Genomic DNA, 11,294 nt, shown 5'->3' on the forward strand with positions numbered 1-11,294 from the left:
TGCCTCCTACAAATAATCTTTTAATGTTATCAGTGTTTCCTTAATTTCATCGGAACTAATCTCAGAGTCCGCCAATCGCTGATCTAATGATTCGATAATCTCTAGACGCTTTTGGAATTTCGAAAATAAATTCAATTTCATTTCATAATCTTCAAGCATCACTTCAGAGCGACGGACATTATCATAAACAGCTTGACGTGATATCCCAAACTCCCCCGCAATTTCTCCTAGTGAATAATCTTCAAGATAGTATAATTCCATATATATTCTTTGTTTATCAGTCAATAAAGACTGATAAAAGTCGAAGAGGAAGTTTATGCGTGTTGTTTTAATGAGCGCCAAATGAAAAGCCTCCCCAATTCGTTTTGTTCCAAGTTAGCATAGTACGAAGCGAAGTTGCTGTCAAGTGATTTTACTTGTCTTCTTCAAACTGTTGGTCGAGTTCATTGGCAAATAAGCCATACACATATTTCTCAGGGTCGAATGGTTGTAAATCATCCACTTGCTCGCCTAAACCAACGAATTTAACAGGGATATTGAGTTTCTTACGAATTGCTAAAACAATACCGCCTTTTGCTGTTCCGTCTAGTTTTGTAAGGACAATTCCAGTTACATCTGTCGCTTCCTGGAACGTTTCTGCTTGAACTAATGCATTTTGCCCCGTTGTCGCATCAAGTGCCAAAAGTACTTCATGAGGTGCTCCTTCAACCTCATTGCTAATGACACGACGAACTTTTTGTAATTCATTCATCAAGTTCACTTTGTTTTGAAGCCTTCCTGCGGTATCACATATCAGGACATCCACTTTACGATTTTTGGCAGCATGGACTGCGTCGTACATGACCGCTGCAGGATCGGAACCTTCTGATTGACGAATAACTTCTACTCCAGCTCGCTCTCCCCAGACGACCAATTGATCAATTGCACCTGCTCTAAAAGTATCTCCAGCTGCTAGCATGACTGTTTTCCCTTCGTTCATGAGGCGAGCCGCAAGCTTTCCAATAGTAGTCGTTTTTCCGACACCATTTACACCAACCATTAAAATGACAGTTAAACCCTCTTCTTGGATATTTAACTCACTACTCACTTCTTCGCCTCGCTCATATATTTCAACGAGTTTTTCAGAAATAACCGTTTGAATGCCTTCTGTGCTTTTAATGTTTTTGCGTTTAACTTCAAGTTTAAGTTCGTCAATTAGCTCCATTACCGTTTCAAAACCAACATCCGCTTGAAGCAGCAGATCTTCAAGTTCTTCAAAAAACTCTTCATCTACTTCTCTGAAGCGAGCTACTAAATCATTCACTTTTGAAGTAAATTGGTCACGTGTTTTTGTTAAACCGTCTCTAAATTTACCTGTTACTGCTTCATTTGTCCCTGTAATTTTTTCTTTCATTCGCTTAAAAAAAGACAATCAATACCCCTCCATACTTTTACAATATTGCTTCTTCTGGTACTTCGGATAGTTTCACAGAAATTAGTTTTGACACACCGGATTCCTGCATAGTAATTCCATATAAAACATCTGCACCCTCCATCGTTCCTTTGCGATGTGTAATGACAATGAACTGGGTCTTATCCGAAAACTTTTTCAAGTATTTACTATAACGTATTACGTTTGCTTCATCGAGTGCTGCCTCGACTTCATCTAGAATACAAAATGGCACTGGACGAACTTCGATGATTGCGAACAACAGGGAAATTGCAGTTAAAGCGCGTTCCCCACCTGATAATAGACTTAGGTTTTGCAGTTTCTTGCCAGGCGGACGTGCAACAATATCGACACCTGTTTCAAGTAAATTATTTGGATTAGTTAGTATTAAGTCTGCATTTCCACCACCGAACATTTCCTTGAAGACATTTCTGAATCGACTTTGAACTGCATTAAATGTGGAGGAAAACCTAGAAGTCATCTCTTCATCCATTTCAGACATGGCCTCTTGTAGCGTTGTTTTTGCTTCCAACAAATCATTTCGTTGTTCAGTCAAAAATGTATGGCGTTCGGAAACTTCCTGGAATTCTTCAATGGCTCCTGGATTAACTGGACCTATTTCCGACAATTCTCGTTTCAGGACAATTAATTTTTCACGCATCATGTCTTCATCAAATGCAATCGTTGACTGGAAATCAGGACGCAAACCATATTCGTTAAGCAAACGGCCCGTAATCGTCTCGTATTGAACTTCCAAACGAGATAATTCGATGGACAAATTATTATGTTTAACGTTCATCTTTTCCACATTCGATCTCAACGCTCGTAAATCCTTCTCTTTTACTTCAATACTTTTCGACTGCTCTACTCTATCTGCTCTATATTTTACAATTGCCGATTCAATATGAGTTCTTTCAGTTAGGGTTTTATCAATTTGTATAGAGATTTCTTCAGCTGTTAAATTTTCCGTGCCGTCTATGCCATTGATATAATCTAGTTCTGTAGAAATTGTTGTCATTTTTCGCTTTGCTGCTTCTAACTTTTGTTTCATGTCGTTGATGGCTGCTTTTTCATACGATATTTGTTCACGTAAAACAGCCGCACGCTCACGTAAACTCGTTAACCTAGAAGTTAACGAAGCTTCTTCATTTCTACGATTTTTCGCAAGACGTTCGAGTGCTTCAATGTCACTTTTTATCGATTCCAAATTCACCAGTAACTGTTGATGTTTTTGTTCTAACTCCACTTTTCTGTTTTCAAGTTCAGAGCCAGTTGTTTCTGCACCCCGTCTTCCTAATTCTACAGATGCGCTCTCAATTTCGATAGCATTTAACGCGATTTCCGTTTCTCGAATACCAGACTCTGCGGCAGCTACTTCTAATTGTAATTGCCCATTTAACTTTCGAGATTGCTCCGTTTTTTGCATAAACTCGGCAACTTTCATTTTTGTTTCGCCAATAGAATTCTCTGCTACGGCAAGTGAAGTAGCCATTTGAGCCACTTGCCCTTGTAATGTTTCGAGCTCTGCTTTTCTCGAGAAGACGGTAGCACGGCCTTTCGTTCCACCACCAGTAAGTGATCCACCTGCATTCACAATGTCTCCATTAAGTGTAACGACCCTAAATCGATAATTGACTGCTTTAGCAATTTCTGATGCGCCAGCAAGTGTTTTAGATACCAGAACGTTTCCTAGTAGGTTTTCCATAATTGATTTATATGGACCTTTGACTTGCACTAACTCATCAGCGGTATTGATGAATTCTGGATGTTGCTCAATTGACCTAATTGTTCCTGCCTGCAATTTTCTAGACTTTATTACATCTAGTGGAAGAAATGTCGCACGACCAGCATTACGTGATTTTAAATAGCCAATAGCCTTTCTTGCATCCGACTCAGATGTGGTGACAATATGCTGCATCGCGCCACCAAGAGCCGTTTCAACTGCTTTAACAAAGTCATTTTCAACGGTAATTAACTCAGCAACCGCACCGTTGATGCCATTTAAATTCCCCGATTTCCGCGCAACGAGCACTTCTTTTACACCTGAATAAAATCCAGAAAAATCAGCTTCCAAGCTTTTTAATGCGCGCAAACGTCCCTGCATTTCATGTTGCTTATTATAGGCTTGTTGTAAAAGTTGTTGTTTTTTGCTTAGCTCGCTCTCAGCTTCACGAAGTTCAGAGGTATTGTTTTCAAAAGCAGCACTAGCTTCTCTCGTTTTTTTCGTTAGAACGGCGAGTCCTCGCTCTTTTTCTGTTTTCTCTCCTACTAATTCTTGTTGACGTTTGAGCAGCGTTGCTGTTTTTTCATTGATTCTTTCTGAAGAGTACTTTTCTCCTTGAAGACGTTCCGTTGTATGTTTCATCTCATTTCGAAGTGTAGCTTCTTCATTCAATCGGTCGATATAAGTGGCTTTTAACTCTTCGATTTCATTTTCTGTTTCAGCTACAGAACGCTTTAGAATTTGAGAGATATCATTCATCTCGGTTGAAATTGCATTGGATTCGACTGTGAGAGACTTTAACTTTGTCTCCGATTGCCCTAGTTTTTCGAGTAGTTCAGACTTCTCTTCTTCTAAAGACAAAAAATCACTTTGTAGACGCTCGATCTGAACAGTGGCATTTCGTTCTTTTTCTAAAGATAGAAGGCGCCGACCTTCCCACTTCTCTGTTTCCGCACTAACATCAACAAGTTTCTGCTGCAACGTTTCTAACTCACGGTCAATTGTGACAAGCCTTGTTTTTAATCGATTTGACTCTTCTTCTGATTCAACAGTGGCTGTCTTAAGCTGATGTTGCTTTGCATCGAGTTTTTTTGCTTCTTCTAGTTTCGCCTCAATATCCACACGATATTTTCCTGCATCATAATTTAACAAGAAACTATCTACTTCACGCGTTTCTTCTGTTAGTTCGGCATGTTTTTTTGCTGCATTAGCATGACTTTTTAGCGGTTCAATTCGGATCTCGAGCTCTTTTAGAATATCTAGCACTCGGTCCAGATTATCGGCCGTTTCAAATAATTTATGTTCTGCTTTACGTTTTCGATTTCGATATTTTAAAACACCTGCAGCTTCGTCAAAGATGCTCCGACGATCCTCAGGCCTACTATTTAGAATTTCATCCACACGTCCTTGTGAGATGATGGAAAAAGCTTCTTTGCCAAGCCCCGAATCCATAAATACATTATTGATATCCAATAATCTACATTGTTGTCCGTTCAATAAATACGTGCTTTCCCCTGAGCGGAACACGCGACGACTTACACTAATTTCAGTGTAATCAAGTGGAAAAAGACTTTTGCTATTATCTAAGATTAAGGTTACTTCAGCAAAGTTTAACGGTTTCCGTGAATCGCTTCCTGCGAATATGACGTCTTCCATTTTTGCACCACGAAGAGATTTTGCAGATTGTTCTCCTAGGACCCATCGAATGGCGTCTGTAATATTACTTTTCCCACTCCCGTTCGGTCCTACAACCGCCGTCACACCCGGAACGAAGTCAATGCCAATTCTCTCGGCAAATGATTTAAAACCAATTATTTCAAGTCTTTTCAGAAACATTTAAATCTCCCCTTCAACCTGCTCACTATTCAGTTTGATAATTGCATGTCGGGCAGCTTCTTGTTCTGCTTCTTTTTTTGATTTACCATCACCAGTTCCAAGCTGAACGTCATCGAGTTTAACAATCGTGACAAAAGTTTTTGCGTGTGCTGGACCCTTTTCCTCAATTATTTCATACTGTAGTTGTCCATTATTCGATTGCTGAATAATTTCTTGAAGCTTACTTTTGTAATCCATCACATGCGAAAAAGCACCGTTACTAATTTTCGGAAGAACAACTGTATCCAAGAATTGCGTGACTGCATCCATGCCCTGATCGATATATAATGCGCCGATGAATGCTTCGAAAACGTCAGCGAGAAGAGCAGGACGCATTCTTCCCCCGGTCTGCTCTTCACCTTTACCGAGTAAGACATACTGGCCAAACTCTAATTCGTTGGCGAATTTTACGAGTGCTGGTTCGCAAACAATTGCTGCTCTGAGTTTTGTTAATGCACCTTCACTCATTCCTGGTTCCGTTGAATATAAATGCTGCGAAACACCAAGTTCAAGTACCGCATCACCTAAAAATTCAAGTCGTTCATTATCCATGAAATTCTTTCTTCGATGCTCATTCACATAAGATGAATGGGTAAAAGCGTTGTATAAAAGGGAAGGGTTTTCAAATGGGATTGATAGCCTTTGTTGTAGTTCATCAAATTTGTTTCGTACAACTAGTGGAAGTTGTGTTGTTTTTTTATTTGTTTCCGTGTTACGTTTACCTGTCATAAGAACGATTCTACCTTTCAAAACATGATGCCTCTAATTTTACCTTGTTCAGCCTGTAAGTGCAAAGGGCAAAAGAGGTAGATGGTGTTTAGTTGTGTGGGAAAAGTGAAACATTGTAAGTTTACCAAGTGCTTGAACAATTCATTGGTCAGTGAACTCGAATTTGTTTGCTATACCGTTGATGTCCGTTCCGGGCAAGGAAAGAGCGAACTTCTCTTTCGCACTTCACGCGTTCCACGGGGCGGGCGGATAAGTGCGGAAAGATACAGTTCAATCTTTCCCTCCTCCTCGGTCGCTACATCCCGTTGGAGTCGCCGCCCTCCACTCCAATCAACTATAAATGTCATTTTACTGGTTGGGTATCTTGAAAATGGCAATCGCTCGTATTTGCTTGCACTCAAATAGGTTTTGCTTGCAACTCGTGACCTTTGTCTCACCTGAAATGCAACTGTTTGCCCCAACCAACTAAAAAGAGACGCACCCTATCCTTTCTTTCGATCGGATAGATACGTCTCTAATATGTTGGTATGAAATCAAATTAGATTTCACTACCACGCGATGAATTAATAAATAATTTCACCTATAAATTAGTTAACTTTTGCTTCGATATACGTAACTGCGTCACCGACTGTGCCGATTTTTTCTGCGTCGTCATCGGAAATTTCCATATCGAACTCATCTTCTAATTCCATTACGAGCTCAACTACATCTAAAGAGTCTGCACCGAGGTCATCACGGAAGGATGCTTCAATTTTAACTTCACTTTCATCAACGCCAAGGCGGTCGACGATTACTTTCTTTACACGTTCTACTACTGTTGCCAAATCTGTCACCTCCCCTCGATGATTATACTTACTTATGGATATTGTTCAAGATTACATGACCATTCCGCCGTCAACATGGATCGTTTGTCCCGTAATATAAGCAGCGTCTTCTGAAAGCAAGAACAAGACTGTTTTCGCCACGTTTTCAGGACTGCCTAGTTTACCAAGCGGGATATTTGCTAGCATTTGTTTTTGAACGTCTTCACTTAATGTCTCTGTCATATCCGTTGTAATGAATCCAGGTGCAACAGCATTGACATTGATATTTCTTGTCGCAAGCTCTTTTGCTGTTGTTTTCGTTAATCCAATCACACCAGCTTTAGCAGCTACATAGTTGGCTTGACCTGGATTACCTGAAACGCCGACGATTGATGCGACGTTCACAATTTTCCCTGCGCGCTGCCTCATCATCTGACGCGTCACGCCTTTCGTGCAGAGGAAAACGCCTTTTAAATTAATATTAATGACATCGTCCCACTCGTCTTCTTTCATGCGCATCAATAGATTATCTCTTGTAATACCAGCGTTGTTAACAAGTATATCAATTGAGCCGAATGTTGCAATCGTCTCGTCAATCATTTTTTTAACGCTATCTTGATTCGACACATCTGCTTTAATAGCAAACGCTTCTCCACCAGCATTTTTGATTAACTCAACAACTTCATCGGCCTTGTCTTTACTGCCGCTGTAATTGACAACAACTTTTGCGCCTTCATTTGCAAGATTGAGTGCAATTTCTCGCCCAATCCCACGGGATGCGCCTGTAACGATTGCTGCTTTCCCTTCAAATCTACTCATTTTGACCATCCTTTCGAAGCCTCAATGACCGCTTCTAACGATTCTTTATCATAAACCGGAAATACTTTAGCTGAACGATCTATTTTCTTGATTAAACCGCTAAGTACTTTACCCGGACCACATTCAATAAAATGTGTAACGCCGTTGTTAAGCATTGTACGAACTGAAGCTTCCCATAAAACAGGGGAATACAATTGTTCAACGAGCGAGCCTTTTATTTCATCACTATTCTCGACAATCGATGCGTTGACATTTGCAATCAATGGAATCTGTGCATCTTTCATTGATATTTCATCTAGTGTATCTTTTAGCTTTTGTGCTGCCGGTTCCATCAGTGAAGAGTGAAATGGCCCACTAACGTCGAGCGGAATTGCTCTTCTAGCGCCAGCTTCTTTTAACTCGATACAAGCTTTTTCTACGCCTGCTTTTGTTCCTGAAATAACAATTTGACCTGGGCAATTTAAATTTGCAGGTTGGACTGCGTCACCGTTTGCAGTTATGGAATCAGTTACTTTTGTTACAGCCTCGCCGTCCAAACCGAGAATTGCAGCCATCGCCCCAACACCCGCTGGAACCGCCTCATTCATGTAAAGTCCGCGTTTATGTACAGCGGATACACCATCTTCAAATGATAGTACTCCAGAAGCAACAAGCGCCGTATATTCGCCTAAACTATGTCCCGCTGTATAGTCTGGTGTAATGCCTTCTTCCACTAATATTGAAGCAATCATTGATCCGACCGTAAGCAGTGCAGGCTGTGCATTATACGTCACTGTTAGTTCCTCTTGTGGCCCTTCTAAAATAAAATTACTCAATGAGAAACCGAGTACTTCATCAGCTTTCTTAAAATATTGTCCATCTTTTTCTGCAAGTTCTTGTCCCATCCCGACAGATTGCGATCCTTGTCCTGGGAAAACAAATGCAATTTTCGTCATTCTTTCCGCCCCTCTCCAATCGTTTTACGGATTGTTCCGCTCACATCGTATTCAACCATTGTCCGCGCTTGGCGAATCGCATTGTAAATCGCATTTTCATTCGATGAACCGTGCGCTTTTATCACCGGAGCGTTAAGACCGAATAAGCCAGCCCCGCCGTATTCCGAGTAGTCCATTTTCTTTTTCAACCCGCCAAGTTCACTTTTTACAAGTGCAGCGGAAACTTTTGTTTTTAATGAAGACGTGTAAACATCTTTCAACATCGTGAAAAAGCCAAGTGCAGTTCCTTCGATTGCTTTTAATACCATATTTCCTGTAAAGCCGTCCGTAACAACGACATCCGCTACACCCATTAATAAATCACGCGCTTCTACGTTTCCAATAAAGTTAATTGGAGCAGCTTTCAAGACGTCGTATGCCGCTTTTGTCAATTCATTTCCTTTTCCTTCTTCAGTTCCGATGTTTAATAAACCGATTCGTGGATTAGAAATGCCACGCACTTTTTCAGCATAAATACTTCCCATCACTGCGTATTGTCCGAGATGACTTGGTTTTGCATCAGAGTTAGCCCCTAAATCGAGCATGACAAATCCCTGGCCGTCTACTGTTGGAAGAGTCGGGGCAAGTGCAGGTCGTTCAATTCCATCGATTCGCCCAACAATAAAAAGGCCTGCTGCCATAAGTGCGCCTGTATTTCCCGCGGAAACACCCGCTTGTGCCGTACCGTCCTTAACAGCTTGTGCCATACGAACCATTGAGGCATCTTTTTTTCGCCGAATTGCTCGAACAGGCTCATCCTCTGGTTCGATAATTTCTGTGCAATGAATGACTGTTAATCGATCATGTTCTTCTAAGTATGGGGCTATTGCTTTTTCATCCCCGAATATATGTATATGTATGTCGTCAAAAGCCTCGATACTTTTCAACGCACCTTTTATTATTTCTTCAGGCGCGTTGTCTCCGCCCATTCCGTCTATAGCGATAATCATAATAATTCCTCCTGTTTACGTTCCGTCGTCCGGTACATGTAAAATTGGCCTGTAAATACGACTACATCCCCGACTTTGGAAACGACTTCAACAAGTGTTCGATTTACCATATTACTATCTTTTTTAACTTCTGCACGCGCAACGACCCGGTCGCCGGCTTTCACTGGTTTCAGAAAATCAATCGATGACTTTACTGTCAAAGCAAGGTCCTCATCCATAACCGCAACAGCAAGTGAATTTGCTTGAGCAAATAAGTGATGTCCACGCGCAATTCCATTTCGTTGGAAGACGTGGTCTATTGTAACATCAAAAATTGACAATGCTCGTTTATCAAGTTCTATATCGATAATGTCTCCAATTATTTCGTCGGAACTTAGTGATTTAACTTCGCCTGCCATCGACTGCGAAGCGACTCTTTTTAATCTTTTTCGTAGTTCTGGTATTCCGCATTCAAGTCTGTCCAATCGAATTGTTTGAACGCTTACGTCATACCGTTTCGACAGGTCTTCATCTGTCAAAAACGGATCTTGTTCTACCAACTTTTTGAGAAGTAATTGCCTCTCTTTTTTAGGCATTCGCAATCGTTTCACCTTCCGAATTAGCACTTGGTACTAACATCAGTATATAAAGATAGAAATTAGAATGCAAGTCCGAAATATATAAACTGTCGTTAAGATTCGGTATACGTGAAACGATTCAGTGCAGTAGCGATTATTACATACAATATCGAAATCAAAAATGGGGCTGTCTTAAAAGACCGAAAATCGCCAGAACGGCTCCCTTTCCTGCGGGCGAGCGCGAAAATGCGGAAAGATAAAGTGCATCTTTCCCTGCCGCTTCCCTCGCTGCGCTCAGTCCAGGGTCTCGGCAAAGAAAGAGCGAACTTCTCTTTCGCACTTCGTCTCGCTTTCCCGCGGGAGTGTCGCCTTTTCTGGCGATTTCCTAGAAATTTCACGTCGAATAAATAGAAGTGAAAAAAGGTTAAGAAATGTAATATAATTTCTTAACCTTTTTATTTTGCGTACTTATTGGACAGCCCCATTCGATCATGGTTTAGCACTCACGTTAGTTCAATATATTCTCCAAAGATTCACCACTACCGTAAAATCTAGTGATAGCAGGTGCTACAGCATAGTATTTCTTGTTATCACTTTTATTAATGAATTCAATGACCAAATCTGTACCAACAATCGATGTTTTAAACTCATTTGTATTCGGAATGATGTCCACGGTTAGTTGAATTTCATCACCAATATTGGTATTTTCACTAAGATTTTCGGGGTTGGCTACATTCCCATTAATTTTAAAACCACTCATTTTCAAATTAGTATTCGATAGATACACATTTGTAATGATAATTTCTTCATTCACATTAAAAGACCAAGAAACTGGAATTGTGTAATCATAAAGAGTTGCTGGTGCTCCATCAAAAACAATTGATGAGTTATCCCGAGTTAAATCCTTATGTTCTTTCATTTTGATTTTACTTAAATCAAAAACAAGTGGTTCGCCATTGATATTAATATTTACCGAGTTAATTTCAAAACTTCCATGATCTAGGATATTATTTATAGAAAGCATAAATGAATAGACATAATACCCTTTCGTTTTGCTATTATTATCCAAGAAGTAATCGACTTCATACTCGAGATTTTCAGTATTAATTCCATTTAAATTTACTACTTCAAGTGAGGAAATCTTAGTGGTTGTCGCAATTGGAATATTTATATTGTAATTATCCACCAACATAACCTCTTCGTTCACATTGCTTTGATTGGAAATAACTAATTCACCGTTTTGGCATGCCGTCAATAATAAAAGCAACAATACAAAAAATAATCTTTTCACAGATTCGCCCCCTACTAAAAGTGTATTAATTATTTACTACTATAAAATACAATATTTGTCGGAATTTTTTTACTATTAAACTGTATATCAATTGCATTATAGATGGCAACAATGATTTGATTACCTCGATAAAAAAACACTAGT

10 protein-coding genes are annotated in these 11,294 nt (G+C 40.0%); all 10 read right to left on the bottom strand.

Annotated features, from left to right (window positions below; genetic code table 11):
- Positions 1-6: 6 nt before the first annotated feature.
- Positions 7-342 (bottom strand): putative DNA-binding protein, encoded by a 336-nt coding sequence (locus tag AC25Y1_RS03895; RefSeq protein WP_488146634.1) that lies wholly within the window; start codon positions 340-342, stop codon positions 7-9.
- A gap of 70 nt (positions 343-412) precedes the next feature.
- Positions 413-1,411, bottom strand: coding sequence for a signal recognition particle-docking protein FtsY (ftsY, locus tag AC25Y1_RS03900; RefSeq protein WP_488146635.1), 999 nt, complete (start codon positions 1,409-1,411; stop codon positions 413-415).
- Between the two features lie 19 nt (positions 1,412-1,430).
- The gene (gene smc / locus AC25Y1_RS03905) at positions 1,431-4,988 is read right to left on the bottom strand and encodes a chromosome segregation protein SMC (protein ID WP_488146636.1); all 3,558 of its coding nucleotides are present in this window, start codon (positions 4,986-4,988) and stop codon (positions 1,431-1,433) included.
- Positions 4,989-5,756 (bottom strand): ribonuclease III, encoded by a 768-nt coding sequence (gene rnc / locus AC25Y1_RS03910; protein ID WP_488146637.1) that lies wholly within the window; start codon positions 5,754-5,756, stop codon positions 4,989-4,991. It abuts the gene before it with no gap.
- A gap of 587 nt (positions 5,757-6,343) precedes the next feature.
- Positions 6,344-6,580, bottom strand: coding sequence for an acyl carrier protein (locus AC25Y1_RS03915; protein WP_488146638.1), 237 nt, complete (start codon positions 6,578-6,580; stop codon positions 6,344-6,346).
- Between the two features lie 51 nt (positions 6,581-6,631).
- Positions 6,632-7,378 (bottom strand): 3-oxoacyl-[acyl-carrier-protein] reductase, encoded by a 747-nt coding sequence (gene fabG / locus AC25Y1_RS03920; protein ID WP_488146639.1) that lies wholly within the window; start codon positions 7,376-7,378, stop codon positions 6,632-6,634.
- Positions 7,375-8,313 carry an ACP S-malonyltransferase gene (gene fabD / locus AC25Y1_RS03925; RefSeq protein WP_488146640.1) on the bottom strand — a complete coding sequence of 313 codons (939 nt, stop codon included), beginning with the start codon at positions 8,311-8,313 and terminating at the stop codon, positions 7,375-7,377. The genes fabG and fabD overlap by 4 nt, the downstream gene beginning before the upstream one ends.
- A complete protein-coding gene (plsX, locus tag AC25Y1_RS03930; protein WP_488146641.1) occupies positions 8,310-9,302 on the bottom strand; it encodes a phosphate acyltransferase PlsX in 993 nt (330 codons plus the stop codon). Before plsX ends, fabD begins: the two co-directional genes overlap by 4 nt.
- Positions 9,299-9,883: a transcription factor FapR gene (gene fapR, locus AC25Y1_RS03935; protein WP_488146642.1), complete on the bottom strand. Its 585-nt coding sequence runs from the start codon at positions 9,881-9,883 to the stop codon at positions 9,299-9,301. Before fapR ends, plsX begins: the two co-directional genes overlap by 4 nt.
- Before the next feature lie 484 nt (positions 9,884-10,367).
- Entirely contained in the window at positions 10,368-11,150 is a 783-nt protein-coding gene (locus tag AC25Y1_RS03940) for a hypothetical protein (protein WP_488146643.1), read from the bottom strand.
- Positions 11,151-11,294 lie beyond the last annotated feature (144 nt).

Source organism: Sporosarcina sp. Y1009, from assembly GCF_057669865.1.

Bases quoted from the DNA above. Each gene is read 5' to 3' on its own strand.
- rnc (WP_488146637.1), bottom strand. From the start codon at position 5,756: ATGACAGGTAAACGTAACACGGAAACAAATAAAAAAACAACACAACTT.
- fabD (WP_488146640.1), bottom strand. From the start codon at position 8,313: ATGACGAAAATTGCATTTGTTTTCCCAGGACAAGGATCGCAATCTGTC.
- smc (WP_488146636.1), bottom strand. From the start codon at position 4,988: ATGTTTCTGAAAAGACTTGAAATAATTGGTTTTAAATCATTTGCCGAG.
- fabG (WP_488146639.1), bottom strand. From the start codon at position 7,378: ATGAGTAGATTTGAAGGGAAAGCAGCAATCGTTACAGGCGCATCCCGT.
- plsX (WP_488146641.1), bottom strand. From the start codon at position 9,302: ATGATTATCGCTATAGACGGAATGGGCGGAGACAACGCGCCTGAAGAA.